Origin of the sequence: Agromyces sp. PvR057, from assembly GCF_040547485.1 — a bacterium.
In the GTDB taxonomy this organism is placed as follows: domain Bacteria; phylum Actinomycetota; class Actinomycetes; order Actinomycetales; family Microbacteriaceae; genus Agromyces.
The window spans coordinates 1,535,482-1,551,678 of record NZ_JBEPPT010000001.1 but is presented as its reverse complement, the minus strand read 5'-3'; the positions used below and the strand labels follow the sequence as shown (position 1 = coordinate 1,551,678).

The 16,197-nt window shown below is 71.7% G+C and carries 13 protein-coding genes; 3 read left to right on the top strand and 10 right to left on the bottom strand.

From position 1 onward, the window contains the following. Window positions 1-47: 47 nt before the first annotated feature. Both ABIC29_RS06995 and ftsY read right to left on the bottom strand, forming a co-directional pair. Entirely contained in the window at window positions 48-536 is a 489-nt protein-coding gene (locus tag ABIC29_RS06995) for a DUF2004 domain-containing protein (protein ID WP_354243875.1), read from the bottom strand. Window positions 537-564: 28 nt separating this feature from the next. Further along, the gene (gene ftsY / locus ABIC29_RS06990; RefSeq protein WP_354243872.1) at window positions 565-1,440 is read right to left on the bottom strand and encodes a signal recognition particle-docking protein FtsY; all 876 of its coding nucleotides are present in this window, start codon (window positions 1,438-1,440) and stop codon (window positions 565-567) included. Between the two features lie 102 nt (window positions 1,441-1,542). On the opposite strand from ftsY, the gene ABIC29_RS06985 reads away from it, so the two are divergent. Next, window positions 1,543-2,511: a TIGR03885 family FMN-dependent LLM class oxidoreductase gene (locus ABIC29_RS06985; RefSeq protein WP_354243869.1), complete on the top strand. Its 969-nt coding sequence runs from the start codon at window positions 1,543-1,545 to the stop codon at window positions 2,509-2,511. Continuing rightward, complete coding sequence (locus ABIC29_RS06980; protein WP_354243866.1) at window positions 2,508-4,169, top strand: alpha-amylase family protein; 1,662 nt, start codon at window positions 2,508-2,510, stop codon at window positions 4,167-4,169. Before ABIC29_RS06985 ends, ABIC29_RS06980 begins: the two co-directional genes overlap by 4 nt. A 15-nt stretch (window positions 4,170-4,184) precedes the next feature. On the opposite strand, the gene smc is transcribed toward ABIC29_RS06980, so the two are convergent. Beyond that, the gene (gene smc / locus ABIC29_RS06975) at window positions 4,185-7,718 is read right to left on the bottom strand and encodes a chromosome segregation protein SMC (RefSeq protein ID WP_354243863.1); all 3,534 of its coding nucleotides are present in this window, start codon (window positions 7,716-7,718) and stop codon (window positions 4,185-4,187) included. A gap of 184 nt (window positions 7,719-7,902) precedes the next feature. Between smc and ABIC29_RS06970 the strand changes: the two genes are divergently transcribed. After that, window positions 7,903-9,015, top strand: coding sequence for a GNAT family N-acetyltransferase (locus ABIC29_RS06970; RefSeq protein WP_354243859.1), 1,113 nt, complete (start codon window positions 7,903-7,905; stop codon window positions 9,013-9,015). On the opposite strand, the gene mutM is transcribed toward ABIC29_RS06970, so the two are convergent. From mutM to ABIC29_RS06935, 7 genes are all read right to left on the bottom strand, one after another. Then, complete coding sequence (gene mutM / locus ABIC29_RS06965; RefSeq protein WP_354243856.1) at window positions 8,948-9,892, bottom strand: bifunctional DNA-formamidopyrimidine glycosylase/DNA-(apurinic or apyrimidinic site) lyase; 945 nt, start codon at window positions 9,890-9,892, stop codon at window positions 8,948-8,950. The genes ABIC29_RS06970 and mutM overlap by 68 nt on opposite strands. 1 nt (window position 9,893) lies before the next feature. Then, complete coding sequence (rnc, locus tag ABIC29_RS06960) at window positions 9,894-10,604, bottom strand: ribonuclease III (protein WP_502915451.1); 711 nt, start codon at window positions 10,602-10,604, stop codon at window positions 9,894-9,896. Window positions 10,605-10,635: 31 nt separating this feature from the next. Further along, window positions 10,636-10,839: a 50S ribosomal protein L32 gene (rpmF, locus tag ABIC29_RS06955; RefSeq protein WP_055857210.1), complete on the bottom strand. Its 204-nt coding sequence runs from the start codon at window positions 10,837-10,839 to the stop codon at window positions 10,636-10,638. Between the two features lie 9 nt (window positions 10,840-10,848). After that, window positions 10,849-11,349, bottom strand: coding sequence for a YceD family protein (locus ABIC29_RS06950; RefSeq protein WP_116081468.1), 501 nt, complete (start codon window positions 11,347-11,349; stop codon window positions 10,849-10,851). Between the two features lie 74 nt (window positions 11,350-11,423). Next, entirely contained in the window at window positions 11,424-13,772 is a 2,349-nt protein-coding gene (locus tag ABIC29_RS06945) for a transglutaminase TgpA family protein (protein WP_354243853.1), read from the bottom strand. After that, window positions 13,762-15,147: a DUF58 domain-containing protein gene (locus tag ABIC29_RS06940; RefSeq protein ID WP_354243851.1), complete on the bottom strand. Its 1,386-nt coding sequence runs from the start codon at window positions 15,145-15,147 to the stop codon at window positions 13,762-13,764. Before ABIC29_RS06940 ends, ABIC29_RS06945 begins: the two co-directional genes overlap by 11 nt. A 2-nt stretch (window positions 15,148-15,149) precedes the next feature. Beyond that, the gene (locus tag ABIC29_RS06935) at window positions 15,150-16,124 is read right to left on the bottom strand and encodes an AAA family ATPase (RefSeq protein WP_116082522.1); all 975 of its coding nucleotides are present in this window, start codon (window positions 16,122-16,124) and stop codon (window positions 15,150-15,152) included. Window positions 16,125-16,197: the final 73 nt, after the last annotated feature.

Genomic DNA, 16,197 nt, shown 5'->3' with positions numbered 1-16,197 from the left:
CTAAGCGACCGCGGAAGCCTCGCCGTGCGCGCCCTGGAGGAGCGGGGTCAGCCCTCGAACCGCGCGTCGACGATGTCGCGGCCGACGTCGATCGTCGCGATGAGCCGCTCGTCGGTCTCGTCGGGCGCGAGCGCGTACTCGAACTCCGCGAACGCCTCGCCCTCGCCGAACAGCTCGGGGCGGAGGTCGACGCGCACGAGCGTCATCGAGCGCAGCGCGTCGATCTGGCGGTCGCCCGAGTCGCGCCCGACCGCATCCTCGATCTCCTCGGCGACCTCGGACTCGGGGTCGAGCAGCACGTTGAGGAACTGCACGGCCGGGGAGCTGCCGGAGTCGAGCTGGCTGACGAAGGCGTTGCGCACCTCGTCGTCGGCGAGCTCGAGCTCGCTCACGAGGGCCGCCGCGGCGTCGAGCGCCGGGATCGGCACCTCGTCGTCTTCGGTCTCGAGGACGACCTCGACCCGCTGGTCGGCGTACTCGATCATCTCGGACCAGTAGTCGCCGACGATGCCGAAGTAGTCGTGCTCGGTGGCCATGGGCCGCCCTCCTCTGGTGTGGCCGGCGTCAGCCGACGAGTTTCTGCGCGAAGACGTGGGGGGTGAAGCCGGTGAGGTCGTTGATGCCCTCGCCCTGGCCGATGAGCTTGATCGGCAGGCCCGTCTTCTCCTGCACGGCGAGGACGAAGCCGCCCTTCGCACTGCCGTCGAGCTTCGTGAGCACGAGGCCGGTGACCCCGCCGTGCTCGATGAACGCCTCGGCCTGCGCGAGCCCGTTCTGCCCGGTGGTCGCGTCGAGCACGAGCAGCACCTCGCTGATGGGGGCCTGCTTCTCGATGACGCGGCGGATCTTGCCGAGCTCGTCCATGAGCCCGCCCTTGGTGTGCAGGCGACCGGCGGTGTCGATGATGACGATCTCGATGCCCTCGCGCTTGGCGCGGTCGACGGTCTGGAAGGCGACGGATGCCGGGTCCTGGCCTTCGCGCTCGGGGCGCACGATCTCGACGCCGGCCCGCCCGGCCCACGTGGCCAGCTGGTCGACTGCCGCCGCACGGAAGGTGTCGGCCGCGCCGACGACCACGGTGCGGTCGAACGTGCGGAGGAAGCGCGCGAACTTGCCGATGGTCGTCGTCTTGCCGACGCCGTTGACGCCGACGACGAGTACGACCGCCGGGCGCTCGGTGAGCTTCAGCGTCGGGTCGTACTTGACGAGCCGCTCCTCGACGATCTCGCGGAGCATGCGCTGCACGTCCTTCGGGTCGGTCGTGCGGAAGCGCTCGACCTGCGCCTTGATCTGGTCGACGATCTCCTCGGTGATCGCCGGTCCGAAGTCGGCGCGGATCAGGGCGGCCTCGAGGTCGTCCCAGGTGTCCTCGTCGATGGTCTTCGCCCCGAAGACCCCACGGAGGGCCGCGCCGAGCGACCAGGATGCGCGTTCTGCCATGCCTCCAGCCTAGAGCGCCCGGTACACGGCGGGCGGCGCGCGGGCAAGGGGTTGTCCGCCGGAGCCGGGCACGCGAGCCTCTGAATGACGGAAGGAGTGCGAATGACGATCGTGGGATTCCACGCCTCGCACGAACAGCTCCCGCCCAGCCGCCTGCTCCGGGCCGTGAAGCAGGCCGAGGAGGCGGGCTTCGACGCCGCGATGTGCAGCGACCACTTCGAACCGTGGAGCGCCAGGCAGGGGCACTCCGGGTACGCGTGGAGCTGGCTCGGCGCGGCCCTCGAGTCCACCGGGTTCCCGCTGGGCGTGGTGACCGCCCCCGGACAGCGCTACCACCCGGCGATCGCCGCGCAGAAGCTGGCGACGCTCGCCGAGATGTACCCGCAACGGTTCTGGGCCGCCCTCGGCAGCGGCGAGGCGATCAACGAGCACGTCACCGGCGATCCGTGGCCGTCGAAGGAGGAGCGCGACGCGCGGCTGACCGAGACGGTCGACGTCATCCGCCGGCTCCTCGCCGGTGAGGAGGTGTCGGTGGACGGCCGGGTCACGGTGGATCGCGCCCGCATCTGGAGCCTCCCCGACATCCCTCCCCCGCTCCTCGCCGCGGCGGTGAGCACCGAGACCGCCCGGGAGGTCGCGGCGTGGGCCGACGGCGTCATCACCGTCGACCAGCCACGTGAGGACCTCCGTGCGTTCATCGCCGCATACCGCGACGCCGGCGGTGAGGGACCCGTCGCGGTGCAGGTGCACCTGAGCTGGGCGCCCACCGACGACGAGGCGATCGAGATCGCCCACGACCAGTGGCGGCAGAGCCTCGTGCCCCCGCACCTCGCCTGGGAGCTCGACCGGCCCCAGGACTTCGACGCCCGTACCGCCGATGCCACGCCGGAGCAGGTGGCGGGCACCCTGATCGCCTCGGCCGACACCGGTCGCCACCTCGACCACCTCGCCGGCATCGCCGAGCTCGGCGTCGACCGCATCTTCCTGCACCATGTCGGCACGAAGCAGGACGCGTTCATCGACACGTTCGGCGAACGGGTGCTCCCCCAGCTGAAGGAGGCCGCACGATGAAGATCACCGACCGCAGCGACCTGTGGTGGAAGACGGCGGTCGTCTACTGCCTCGACGTCGAGACCTACATGGATTGGAACGACGACGGCTCCGGCGACTTCGAGGGCCTCGCGCATCGCCTCGACCACCTCGCCGAGCTCGGGGTCACGTGCATCTGGCTGATGCCGTTCCAGCCCACGCCCGACCGGGACGACGGCTACGACATCACCGACTTCTTCGGCGTCGATCCTCGGCTCGGCTCGCTGGGCGACGTCGCCGAGTTCACGCGCACCGCCCGGGACCGCGGCATGCGGGTGATCATCGACTTCGTGATGAACCACACCTCGGCGAAGCATCCGTGGTTCAAGTCCGCCCGCCGGAGCCGCACGTCGCCCCACCGCGACTGGTACGTCTGGCGGGACGACCCGCCGAAGACGCCGAACGCCGTCTTCCCCGGCGAGGAGGACTCGATCTGGCAGTTCGACGAGCGCACCGACCAGTACTACCTGCACAGCTTCTACCGACACCAGCCCGACCTGAACATCGCCAATCCGGCCGTGCGCGACGAGATCGCGAAGACGATCGGGTACTGGCTGCAGCTCGGCGTCTCGGGATTCAGGGTCGACGCCGTGCCGTTCCTCATCGAGCCGCCCGACGGCGTGGACATCGGCGATCCGCACGAGTTCCTCCGCGACATCCGACGCTTCCTGCAGCGGCGTTCGAGCGAGGCGGTGCTCCTCGGCGAGGTCAACCTCCCGTACGACGGGCAGCTGGAGTTCTTCGGTCGCAGGGGCGACCCCGCCGAGCTCACGATGCAGTTCGACTTCCTCGGCATGCAGGCGCTGTACCTCTCGCTGGCGCGCGAGGACGCCCGTCCCCTCGTCGAGGCGCTGTCGAAGCGTCCGCCCCTCGAGCCGGAGGCCCAGTGGGCGAATTTCGTGCGCAACCACGACGAACTCACCCTCGACAAGCTCTCGGAGGAGGAACGCGAGGAGGTCTTCGAGGCGTTCGCGCCCGAGGAGTGGATGCGCGTCTACCACCGGGGCATCGTTCGCCGGCTGCCGCCGATGCTCGACGGCGACCCGCGTCGCGTCCGCATGGTCTACAGCCTGCTCTTCTCGCTGCCCGGGACCCCCGTGCTGTTCTACGGCGAGGAGATCGGCATGGGCGAGAACGCCGAGCAGGAGGGCCGTCAGGCGGTGCGGACGCCCATGCAATGGACGAGCGGTGCGAACGGCGGCTTCTCGCGGGCCACGCCCTCGAAGCTCGTCGCCGCGCCGCCGGTCGGCGGCTTCGCACCCGAGCACGTCAACGTCGAGGCGCAGATGCACGACCCGGACTCGCTGCTCTCCTTCATCAGGCGACTCGCGGTGCGGTACCGCAGCTCGCCCGAGATCGGCTGGGGCGAGCTCGACATCCTGGCGACGGAGGGCGACGCGATCCTCGCCCATCGCCTCACCGCCGATGTGGGGCGATTCGTCGCCGTGCACAACTTCGCGCCGACCCCCGCGGTGGTGTCGCTCGACCTCGGCCCTGTGGCGCCCGACACCGCGCTCTCCGACCTGTTCGACGTCGCGACGACGCCGCTCGACGAGCGCGGGCGCGTCGACGTGCACCTCGAGGCGTACGGCTATCGCTGGTTCCGCGTCGTCGAGCCGGACGATCGCCGACTCACCTGACGGGGCGGAACCCGCTCAGCTCGCCTTCGCGGCGGGCTCCTCCCGCACGCGCTGGCCGACGACGGCGGACACGCCGTCCTGGCGCATCGAGACGCCGTAGAGCGCGTCGGCGATCTCCATCGTGCGCTTCTGGTGCGTGATCACGATGAGCTGGCTGTTCTCGCGCAGGTCTTCGAGGGTCGTCAGCAGCCGCCCGAGGTTGGCATCGTCGAGCGCAGCCTCGACCTCGTCCATGATGTAGAACGGGCTGGGGCGCGCCTTGAAGATGGCGAGCAGCAGCGCGACCGCGGCGAGCGAGCGCTCGCCGCCGGAGAGCAGCGAGAGCCGCTCGATCTTCTTGCCCGCGGGCCGCACGGCGACCTCGATGCCCGTCGTGAGCATGTCGTCGGGGTTCGTCAGCGAGATGCTGCCCGCGCCGCCCGGGAAGAGCACGGGGAACACCTTCGTGAACGCCTCCTGCGTGTCGTCGAACGCGTCGCGGAAGATCGTCGACATCTTGCCGTCGATCTCCTCGATGATCGTCAGCAGGTCCTTGCGCGTGTTCGCGAGGTCGGTGAGCTGTTCGGTCAGGAACCTGTGCCGCTGCTCGAGCGCGGCGAACTCCTCGAGGGCGAGGGGGTTGACGCGCCCCAGCTGCCCGAGCTTGCGTTCGGCGGCGGTGTAGCGGCGCTGCTGCTCCTCGCGCCGGTACGGGCGTGCCTCGGCATCGGGATCGTCGGCGTCGTCGGCGGGCACCGGCACGTCGGGGCCGTACTCGGCCACGAGCACCGCCTCCTCGAGTCCCAGCTCGGACTCGGCCCGCTCGACGAGGCTGCCGACCTGCAGCTTCTTCTCGTAGATGCGCAGCTCGAGGCCGTGCACGTCTTCGGTGACGGTGTGCAGGCGCTCGCGCACGCTGCTCTCGTCGCGCCTGAGCGCCTGGAGCTCCTCGTTGCGCGCCGAGCGCTCGGCCTCGGCACGGCCCAGCGCGAGTCCGGCCTCTCCGACCGAGGCGTCGACCGATGCGAGGGCCGCGGGCAGCCACGCGGCCACGCTGGTCGCGGCCTCGAGCTGCGACCTGCGCACCACGGCACGCCTGGCTGCCTCGGCCGCCGCATGCCGCTCGGCATCGTGCTGGGCCTTCATCGCCCGGATGCGTACCTCCTCTGCACGCACGCGCTCGCGAGCGGTCTCGAGCCGCAGCTTCGCCTCGACCTCGGCCTCGCGGGCGCGCTCGAGACGGGCGGATGCCGCGTCTCGCGCACTGGGGTCGAGCACCGGCCGCGGTACCGCACGGGCCTCGTCGAGCGCCGCCTTCGTGACGGCGGAAGCGCCTTCGGCGGTGGCGACGCGCTCCTCCGCGTTCGCGGATGCGAGTTGCAGTCGCTCGGACTCCGCCTCGGCCGCCTCGGCCTGCACGCGCGCGCGGTTCAGGCGTTCGGTGCGCTGGGCGAGCTGGGCGTCGAACTCGCGGAGCGCCGACAGGGCGGCCTTCGCGGCCTCCTTGGCTCGCGCGTGCAGCTCCCGCTGCTCGCCGAGCTCGGCGCGGCGCCGTTCGATCTCGCTCCGCACCTCGTCGAGGCGGGCCGCGGCCCGATCGCGTTCGGCGAGGAGCTCGATGCGGCTCTGCTTGCGCCCGGTGCCGCCGCGCACGACGAACCGGCCGACGACGGTGCCATCGCGCGTGATCACGGTGGCCGGAACCGGGCGTGCCGCGAGCTCCGGCTCCGCGGCGCGCACGGCGTCGAGGTCGTCGGCGACGAGCACCTCGGCGAGCAGGCCGAGCACGCCCGCCGGAGCGGTGACCACGTCGGATGCCGCGACGAAGCCGTCCGGCACGCGGTCGCCGTTCGGCGCGGCCGAGCCCGACGGCTCGGCGAGCACGAGTGCGACGCGGCCGAGGTCGCCCTGCTCGGCGTGCTGGAGCGCGCGGTGCGCCGCACCCAGGTCGTCGACGAGCACGGCATCGCTCAGCGAGCCGAGCGCGGCAGAGACCGCCGCTTCGAATCCGGGCCGCACCTGGAGGGACTCGGCGAGCAGGCCCCGCACGCCGTCGAGTCGTGCTCCCGCGAGTGCCGCGGATCCGTCGCGCTGGTCGAGGGCGAGGGACAACGCCTGCGTGCGGGCCGCGAGCGCTCCCTGCTCGCGTTCGCGATCGTGCAGCTCTTCGCGGAGTCGTTCCATCTCGGCCTCGGCCTCGAACACGGCGGCCTGCGCGAGTTCGTAGGCCTCGTCGAGGTCGGTCTCGGCGGACTGCTCGATCTCGGCCTCGGCCTGCGCCTCGGCGAGGGCCCTCGCCGCCGCTTCGCGCCGCTCGGCGGAGGCCTCGAGGGCGTTCGCGTGCCGGAGCACCTCGCCCCGGACGGCCGCGAGCTTGGACGCCTCGGAATCGGCCTGGCCCGTGAGCTTCGAGAGGCCGAGATCGTAGGCCTGCACCTCGGCACTGCGCCGGGAGATCTCGACGTCGACCGCGTCGAGCTCGGACCTGGCGTCGTGGGTCGCGTGCTGCGCGTCGTCGAGCGCGGACGCCGCGACGTCGATGCCCTCGCGGATCTCGTCGAGCTCGGCGAGCGCATCGTCGATCATCGAGCGGGTCACGGTGGGAGCGGCATCCGATGCGTCGTCGGCGACCGAGAGCAGCGCGATGCGCTGGTTCGCGAGCGAGTCGAGGGACCGCAGCGCCGTGCGAGCCTGTTCGAGGGCGAAGCTCGTGGACCTCGCGGTGTCGACGTCGTCGCCGAGATGGGACTGCTCGAGGGCGGTGACGCGAGCCTGCCGCTGATCGAGCTGGTCCTGCAGCACGAGCCGTTCGGCGTGTCGCTGCTGCTCGGTGCGGCCGTGGTCCTCGAGTGCGCGGCGCAGGCCGATGACGTCGTCGGCGAGCAGGCGCGCCCGTGCATCGCGCACGACGGCCGCGATGGTCGCCGCCTCGCGGGCGACCTCGGCCTGTCGGCCCAGCGGCTTCAGCTGGCGCCGGATCTCGCCGGCGAGGTCGGACAGGCGCGTGAGGTTGGCCTGCATCGCGTCGAGCTTGCGGAGCGTCTTCTCCTTGCGGCGACGGTGCTTCAGGATGCCGGCGGCCTCCTCGATGAAGCCGCGTCGGTCTTCGGGCGTGGCCCTGAGCACCGCGTCGAGCTGGCCCTGGCCGACGATGACGTGCATCTCACGGCCGAGGCCCGAGTCGGAGAGCAGCTCCTGCACGTCGAGCAGGCGGCACGTCTCGCCGTTGATGGCGTACTCGCTCGATCCGTTGCGGAACAGGGTGCGGGAGATCGACACCTCGCTGTACTCGATCGGCAGCGCGCCGTCGGAGTTGTCGATCGTCAGGCTCACCTCGGCACGGCCGAGCGGGCCGCGGGTCGACGTGCCCGCGAAGATGACGTCCTCCATCTTGCCGCCGCGGAGCGTCTTCGCCCCCTGCTCGCCCATGACCCAGGCGAGCGCGTCGACGACGTTGGACTTGCCGGAGCCGTTGGGGCCGACGATGCAGGTCACGCCCTGTTCGAAGGCGAACGTGGTCGGCTGTGCGAAGGACTTGAAGCCCTTCAACGTCAGGCTCTTGAGGTACACGTCCCACCCTTCCGACTCGCGAGAGCGCTGCGACGAGCGTAGTCGAGGTCGGCCCGTGCATCGGACTTCCCCGCCGTGCATCTCCGGATCCGCCCGGTTGCCGGCCTGCAGCCCCCGCGGTAGCCTGATCGGCTGCGCCGGGGCACCGTTCCCGCACTGCGCGGCTCGATGTGAGGAGGTCCGGATGCCCATCGAGATCAGGCCGGTGCCCGTGCCCGCGACGCTCGGCATCCCCGAGTCCGTCGAGTTCGAGGCCGCCGCCGAGACCGCCGCGCTCGTCGAGGAGTCGGTCTGGGGCCATCGCAAGTTCGCCTGGGACACGTACGAGCTGCTGCCCCGGTACAACGACGAGACGTATCACGGCATGCGAGCGTTCGCCGCGTGGGACGGCGACCGCTGCGTCGGCCGTGTCGAATGCGAGTGGGAGCGCGCCGACGGCGCCGAGACCGTCGACCTGGTGCTCGGCGTGGTTCCCGACGCACGAAGGTCCGGCGTCGGCACCGCCCTGCTCGCCACGGCGCGGCGGTTGGCCGCCGACCTCGGCCGACCGACCCTGACGACGATGTCCGACGTGCCCGCCTCGGCACTCGATGCACCCGGCGAACGGCTCGAGGCGCGCGACGGCAGCGGCTCCATCCCCGCATCCGACCCCGCCGCGGCGTTCGCCGTGCACCACGGCTTCCGGCTCGCGCAGCTCGAACGCGTGAGCGGCCTCACCGTCGAAGGACGCGCATCGGCGTTCGCGGCCGCATCCGCCGAACACGAGTCGGACCCGCGCGGGTACCGGCTCGTCAGCTGGGTCGACCGCGCCCCCGACCAGCTCCTCGACGAACTCGCGGTGGCACATGCCGCGATGTCGACCGATCCGCCGGCGGGCACCGCGACGTTCGACGAGGAGGCCTGGGATGGCGCACGGGTGCGCGCGACCGAGGACGAAGCGCTCGACGGCCGGCGGACGACCCTCGTGACGGCCGCCGTCTCCGAGGTCGGCCGGGTCGCCGGATACACCGAGCTCTCGCTGCCCTCGGAGTCCGCCTCCGCGTTCCAATGGGACACGATCGTCCTCAAGGAGCACCGCGGACACCGCCTCGGCATGCGCATGAAGCTCGCGAACCTCGCACTGCTCGGCCGCGTCGGACCGGAACGCACCGACGTCTACACCTGGAACGCCGACGAGAACGAGCACATGCTGGCGATCAACGTCGCCCTCGGGTTCACCGTTCGCGGACTCAGCGCGCTCTGGCAGCTCGACGCAGGCGCTGGCAGCGCGGACAGCGGTGCGACGACCGGTTCATGAACGCCTCACGCACCATCGGCGTGCCGCATCGCGGGCAGGGCAGGCCGCTCCGGCCGTAGGCGTTGAGCGAGTGCGCGAAGTAGCCGGACGCCCCGTTGACGTTCACGTACTGCGCGTCGAAGCTCGTGCCGCCCTCGTCGAGCGCCTTGCCGAGCACGTCGCGCACGGCGTGCAGCAGCTCGCGCGCCCGGCGCCTCGAGATGGACGACGCCGGCTGCTCGCCGTGCAGGCGCACCGCCCACAACGACTCGTCGGCGTAGATGTTGCCGACGCCGCTCACGAGCCCCTGGTCGAGGAGCACCCGCTTGACGCCCGACGCGCGCCGCGACATCCGACCGAGGAACAGGTCGTCGTCGAAGGCCGGATCGAGCGGATCACGGGCGATGTGGGCGACCTGCGTCGGAATGCGCGTCGCCCACTCCCCCGAGACATCGGCGCTGAAGCCTGCGACGGCGCCGTCGGACGTCGGCACCATGCGGTCGACGGCCAGCGAGCCGAAGGTGCGCTGGTCGAGGAAGTCGATGCGCAGCTCGCCGTGCTCCGGATGCTCGAGGTGGATGCGCACGCGCGCGTGCCGATCGGCACCGGGATGCTCGGGCGACCGCAGCAGCATCTGGCCGCTCATGCCGAGATGCCCGACGATCGCCCGGTCGTCGCCGAGCGCACCGTCGCCGCTGATCGGCAGCCACAGGAACTTGCCGCGACGCACCGCTGCGGCGATGGTCGCGCCCGTCGTGAGCGCCTCGAAGTCGCCGGCTGCCGCGTCGTGCCGGGTGAGCGCGCGCGCGTCGAGCACGTCGACCGCGGCGATGCGCGCACCGGTCACCGCCGGCGCCAGGCCGGCGCGAACGACCTCGACCTCGGGGAGCTCGGGCACGTCAGGACGCGGTGAGTGCGGTCCAGGCCTCGAGCGCCGCGGCCATCTCGGCCTGCTTCTTGCTCGATCCCTCGCCGGAGGCCTCGACCAGCGTGCCGACGACGACCGTCGCGACGAAGTGCTTGTGGTGGTCGGGGCCGCTCTCGGTGAGCGTGTAGACGGGCGGAGGGGCGCTGCGCTTGGCCGCGATCTCCTGCAGGCTCGTCTTGGGGTCCATCGACGCGCCGAACCGCTCGGGCTCCCGCATCAGCGGCGTGATGAGGCTCAGCACGAACGCCGTCGCGACATCGCCGCCCGCGTCGAGGTAGACGGCGCCGATGATGGCCTCGACCGTGTCGGCGAGGATCGACGGCTTGTCTGCGCCGCCGGTGAGGGTCTCGCCGCGGCCGAGCCGGATGTAGCGACCGAGTCCGAGCCGACGCGCGACCTCGGCCAGCGCCGCACTCGAGACGAGGCTCGCGCGACGCTTGGCCAGCTCGCCCTCGTCGAGGTCGGGATGGTCGCGGAACAACCGGACCGTGACCGCCTGGCCGAGGATCGAATCGCCGAGGAACTCGAGACGTTCGTTGGTCGGGATCGCGCCGTTCTCGTACGCGAACGACCGGTGCGTGAGCGCCAGGAGCAGGAGTTCGGGATCGATCTCGACCTGCAGCAATTGCTGCAGCTCAACGAGATTCGGTTCCACGAGCCCTGTGCGCTCCGTGCGCGTCACGACCGGTCGTTGCTGCTGCGAGGGGCGTCGACTAGACGTCGGCGACCTTACGGCCCTTGTACTCGAGGAACAGCGGGGTGCCCGCGGAGTCCTCGACGACCTTCGCGCGGTGCGGCAGGCTGTACGTGACCTTGCCGTTCTCGACGGTCTTCACCAGCGTGGGGGCCTCAGCCTTCCACTGCGAACGACGCGCGTGGGTGTTTGCTCGCGACTTCTTCCGCTTCGGAACAGCCATGACGTTCTCTCAATCTCTCTTCGGGTCGGCGTCGGATGCGACATCCGTGCCCTGGTCTTCGGAAGCCTGCAGCCCTGCGAGCGCGGCCCATCGCGGGTCGTGCTCGGTTGGGGTGACGAGTTCAGGATGATCAGCCAGTCGCAGCCCGGTCTCTAGGTCGAGACCAGGGCAGTCCGGCCGGCAGACCGGCTGGAACGGCAGTGACAACACCACCGCATCTCGGATGAGCGGTTCAAGATCCACGTGGTCGTCTTGAACCTCAAACTCGAAAGCTTCTCCAGAATGATACGCGAAAAGCTCCTGGAACTCGACTTCGACCGGCAGCGACACGTCGATCAGGCATCGACTGCACTCGCCGTCGGCAACTGCATCGATGTTCGTCGACACGAGGATGCCCTCGTGCACGGACTCCAGCCGCACGTCGAGAACGAGCTCCGACCCCTCGCGAACGGCGACGAGCCCCTCACCGAGAGGTTCGCGCACCGGCACCTGGAACCGATGCTCGCGCATCTCACCAGGTCGGTTGAGGAGGTCGCGCACGTTCACGCGGAACGGCGAATACTGAATGGCCACAAACGATGATTCTACGCGCCGTCCGCTGTGCGAACGCCGGACACGCGCCGAACGCGGTCTGCGAGGGACTTGGGAATCAGCACGGCGATCAGGCGATCGCGGCGGCTCGCGTCGCCGGACAGGGCGCGGCGGGCAAGCTCGAGGTCGACCAGCAGCGCCGCCCTCGAGTCGGGGCCGGCTCCAGCCGCCGCGTCGACGGAGCCGTCGCTCGAGGCGCCGGGTCCGTATCGCGCCCGCTCGACGCCATCGCGCAGCCGCGTGAGCGCGGCCAGCGCCTCGGCCTCGCGGAAACCCGGTCGCGCGGCGACGTAGGCGGCGAACACCCTCGGGGTCGACGCGGCCCCCGCGATGCCGAGGTCGCTCGCGGACGCGAGCACCTCGTCCCACGCGGCATCCGCGGCCCCACGGCCTGTTCGGATCCGTCGGCGGCGGCTCGCCCGCTGGAGCACGCGCAGGGCGGCGGGCAGCAGGAGCAGTGCGAGCACGGCAATGAGGAGCGCGGCGGCCCGCATCGGAGCGTCGTCCTGCAGTGGATTTCCAGCGCCCCCGGCGAGGCCGCGGTCGGGATCGAGTTCGGGGCGACTCGTCGCCGGGGCGGTCGCCGACGGAGCCGAGGGCAGCACCGAGGTCTGCGCCTGCCCCGCACCCGGCCGCGAGTACTCGGGCACCGTGCCACGACCGGGAGTCGGCTCGAACGGCACCCATCCGACGCCCTCGAAGTAGAGCTCGGGCCACGCGTGCAGGTCGTGCGAGTCGACCTCGACCCGCTGCACCCCGTCGACGCGCTCGGTGGTGGGGGTCCCCGAGGTGTAGCCGACCGAGATGCGCGAGGGGATGCCCGCCTCCCGCGCCAGCACCGCCATGGTCGACGCGAAGTGCACGCAGTAGCCGCTCTTGGCCTCGAGGAACGCCGCGATGACCTCGAATCCGCCGCCGTCGTACCCCTCCTCGACGGGCGCCTCGGTCGAATACTTGAAGTCGGGCGACCGCAGGTAGGCCTGGATCGCGACCGCGGCATCGTACGGTGTCGCCGCTGATCCGGCGAGTTCGGCGGCCGTGTCGGTGATGACCGTCGGCACGTCGTCGGGCAGGTCGAGGAACTGCGGATCCGCCGCTCGGGAGGGTCCGGCCGCTCGCAGCTGGTCGGCGGTGGGCTCGACCTCGAGCCTGGTCACCTCGTACCGCTGGCCGGCGGTGTTCGTGTCGACGCTGCGGACCGTGAGCGATCCGTCGTCCCAGTACCAGGACCCCGAGAGCCCCTCGATGCGCGTCGACGGGTACGGCAGCGGGAGCCACGTCGTGCGCACCTCGCTCACCAGCACGTCGATCGGGTGCTCGGACGTCTCGACGCCCGCGCCGAGCCCCTCCGGCGCCCCCAGCGCGTCGACCGTGTTGTCGCCGTCGACCGGGCGCTCGGTCACGGCCCACACGTCGCCCTCGAACCGATCGAGCGTGAGCAGCGTGAAGTTCGGGCGGTCGCCGTCGCGCGCCAGATAGCGGAACGCGGGCCGGGGCTCCGGCCTGCGCAGGTCTCGACCCAGATCGAGGAACGGGCTCACGCCGCGTGCGAAGAGCGCCCCCTGCGACCCGTTGCCGAGCAGCAGGCTCGTCGAGATGCTCGGCGTCGAGGCGGTGAGCAGCGACGCGACGACGAGCCCGGTGACGGCGACCCCGACCGAGGCGCCCAGCGTCGACGCGACCGGCACCCGTTTCGGCGCCGCGACGGTCGCGACCTCCTCGTCGTCGCCGAGCTCGATGCGCGCGCGCCGGGTGACGCGCACGTCGACGCGCAGGAGCAGCAGGTATGCGGCCGCGGTGCCCACGAGCACCGGGATGTCGGCGCCGTCCTCGACGAGGAATCCCGGGATGAGCACGGGCACGAAGGCCGGCACGGCGGCGAGCGCCGGGGCCCGTGCGACCTGCACGAGCACGTCGAGCATGATCGAGAGGGCGCCGACGCCGAGTGCGAGCGCGAAGTTCAGGGCGGGCACCGCGACCGCCGGCACGGTCTGCTGCGCGATCGTGCGCTGCGCCCCCGTGAACAGCTCGCCGAACAGCGCGAAGGTGTCGGGCGTCGGCACGATGAACGCGATCGCCGTCGCCCCGCCGAAGAGCAGCGTCAACAGCAACACCAGCACCACGCCCTCGAGGACGGGCACGAGCCCGGACGGCACGCGCAGCGCGCGCAGCCCAGTGCCGCCGAAGAACACGCCGGCCGAGACGAACGCGCAGAGCCACCACCAGCCGCCACCGGCGATCAACGAACCGAGCGACATCGTCGCCACGACCATCAGGAGGAACGACGCCGTCGTGAGCGCGAGCCGCCCCCGCCTCGTCAGCGCGGCCGCATCAGGGTGCATCGTGCACCGCCGTGGTCTTCGTGGCGACGGCCGACCAGGCTCCGCCGATCTCGACGGCCCGACGCACGCCGACCACCTGCCAGTCGGCCTCCTCGAGCATGCGGCGCACGCTCGAGTTCACCGAGGCCGTGACGAAGGCGATCGCCGGTTCGAATCCCGGGCGGAGCGCGACGAGTGCCGCGGCATCGGCCTGCTCCGGGTCGACGAGCACCGCGAACCCCGGTTCGCGCGCGTCGCGGCCCCGCGTGCGGAAGGCGGGTCCGGCATCGCGTTCGCCTGCGTCGCGCCTGCCGTGGTCGCGGCGACCGGGTTCGTGCCGCCGGCCGTCGCCACGGGCGCCGTCGCGACGGACGGGAGGATTCGCCCTCGCGAGGTCCTCGAGCAGCAGGCGATCGCCGCCGGGCATGCGGTACTCGCCGCCGTAGGGCGCCGTCGGCACGAGGCCCTGCTCGGGGTCGGCGATGCCCGTGCAGCGCAACCGGAACCCGCTCTCGAGCAGGTGCACGCCGATCGACGCCGCGACCTCGATCGCGAGCTCGACGCGCTCGTCGACCAGCTCGTCGCGTTCGCGGTGCACGGCGAGACCGTGACGACCGTCGCCTGGCAGGTCGAGCAGGATGCGCGCCTCTGGATCTCCGCGCTGCTCCTCCTCGCGCACCATGAGCTCGCCGCGGCGCGCCGTGGCCGGCCAGTTGACGCGACGCAGCGGGTCGCCGTAGCGGTACTCGCGGGCGATGAGCTCATCGGAGTTCGGATGCGTGCGACGCTGCAGGCCGTGCACGACGCCGTCGATGCTTGCAGCGGTCGCCAGCGCCTCGGCGAGCGGCGTCACACGAGGCGTGACCACGACCTCGTGCGCAGCACCCGCCACGCGTTCGACGCTCGCGAGGCCGAACGGGTCGGTGACCCCGATGCGCAGCGGCCCCACCGGGAACACGCCCCGTCGCGGCATCCGGAGCCGGTACTCGACCCCGACCCGATCGTCGCCCGACGGCAGCACGGCCTCGTGCGGTCCGAGCGCGGGCAGCAGCGCGGAGGGCGGCCCGACCGTGCCCTCGGGCGCATGGTCGCGCCAGTGCGCGCCGTCGAGGGTGCGCCTGCCGCGGTTCATCACGACGAGGCTGACCCGCGTCGCCTCGCCGGCGGTGACGACCCCCGGCGCGAACGTGCGCTGCACGGCGAGGCTCGGACGCCGCAGCGCGACGAATGCGGCCGCCACGACCGGCATCGCGAGGCCCACGAACGCGAGCAGGAGCACGTCACGCAGATCGAACCAGAGGGAGATGCCCACGAGCACGGTTCCGACCACGATGAGCGCGATGCCACGGCGGGTGAGGCGCGGCCACGACAGTGAGCGCAGGCGGTTGCGGGCCATGATCAGTTCCTTCGAGCGCTCCCGACGGGCACGGGCGTCTGCGCGATGATGCGACCGACGATCGCGTCGATCAGGGGGCCGCTGTCGCGATCGTGGGAGCCGACGGCCCGGCTGGTCGGCACGAGCCGGTGCGCGAGCACCGCGACCGCCAGCGCGTCGACGTCGTCGGGTAGCACGAACTCGCGGCCGTGCATGGCCGCGTGCGCCTTGGCCGCGCGGATGAGCTGCAGCGTGGCGCGCGGGCTCGCACCGAGCCGCAGCTGGCGGTCTTCGCGCGTGGCCCTGGCGAGTTCGACCGCGTACTCCTTGACCGGTTGCGAGGTGAACACGTGCCGCACGGCGCGGATCATCGCCCGCAGCTCGTCGACCGTGACGACCTCTTCGAGGCGGTCGAGCGGACTCGACGTCTCGCGCGTGGAGAGCATCGCGAGTTCGTCGAGCGCCGAGGGATAGCCCATCGACACGCGGGCCATGAACCGGTCGCGCTGCGCCTCGGGCAACGGGTACGTGCCCTCCATCTCGACGGGGTTCTGCGTGGCGACGACCGTGAACGGCAGGTCGAGCAGGTAGGTCGTGCCGTCTGCGGTGACCTGGCGCTCCTCCATGCACTCGAGCAGCGCCGCCTGCGTCTTGGGGCTCGCGCGGTTGATCTCGTCGCCGATGACGATGTTGGAGAACACCGGGCCGCGCTTGAACTCGAACCGCCGGCTGGCCTGGTCGAAGACCGAGACGCCGGTCACGTCGCTCGGCAGCAGGTCGGGGGTGAACTGGATGCGGCTCACGCTGCTGCCCACCGACCGTGCGAGCGCCTTCGCCAGCATCGTCTTGCCGACGCCCGGCACGTCTTCGATGAGCAGGTGCCCCTCGGCCAGCAGCACGGTCAGCGCGGCGGTGATCGCGTCGCGCTTGCCCGCGATCACGGTCTCGACGTTCGCGACCACGCGGGCGGCGAGCACGCCCACCTCGTCGATCGACATGACGGATGCCGCGTCGTCGACCTCGTCGTGCACGGCGGTGGGGTGCGCGGCCGGCGCCGGACTCGCGAACGCC

Bases quoted from the DNA above. Each gene is read 5' to 3' on its own strand.
- ABIC29_RS06970 (WP_354243859.1), top strand. From the start codon at position 7,903: ATGCCCATCGAGATCAGGCCGGTGCCCGTGCCCGCGACGCTCGGCATC.
- ABIC29_RS06950 (WP_116081468.1), bottom strand. From the start codon at position 11,349: ATGCGCGAGCATCGGTTCCAGGTGCCGGTGCGCGAACCTCTCGGTGAG.
- ABIC29_RS06935 (WP_116082522.1), bottom strand. From the start codon at position 16,124: ATGTCGATCGACGAGGTGGGCGTGCTCGCCGCCCGCGTGGTCGCGAAC.
- rpmF (WP_055857210.1), bottom strand. From the start codon at position 10,839: ATGGCTGTTCCGAAGCGGAAGAAGTCGCGAGCAAACACCCACGCGCGT.
- ABIC29_RS06985 (WP_354243869.1), top strand. From the start codon at position 1,543: ATGACGATCGTGGGATTCCACGCCTCGCACGAACAGCTCCCGCCCAGC.
- ABIC29_RS06945 (WP_354243853.1), bottom strand. From the start codon at position 13,772: ATGCACCCTGATGCGGCCGCGCTGACGAGGCGGGGGCGGCTCGCGCTC.
- ABIC29_RS06980 (WP_354243866.1), top strand. From the start codon at position 2,508: ATGAAGATCACCGACCGCAGCGACCTGTGGTGGAAGACGGCGGTCGTC.
- ftsY (WP_354243872.1), bottom strand. From the start codon at position 1,440: ATGGCAGAACGCGCATCCTGGTCGCTCGGCGCGGCCCTCCGTGGGGTC.
- ABIC29_RS06995 (WP_354243875.1), bottom strand. From the start codon at position 536: ATGGCCACCGAGCACGACTACTTCGGCATCGTCGGCGACTACTGGTCC.
- ABIC29_RS06940 (WP_354243851.1), bottom strand. From the start codon at position 15,147: ATGGCCCGCAACCGCCTGCGCTCACTGTCGTGGCCGCGCCTCACCCGC.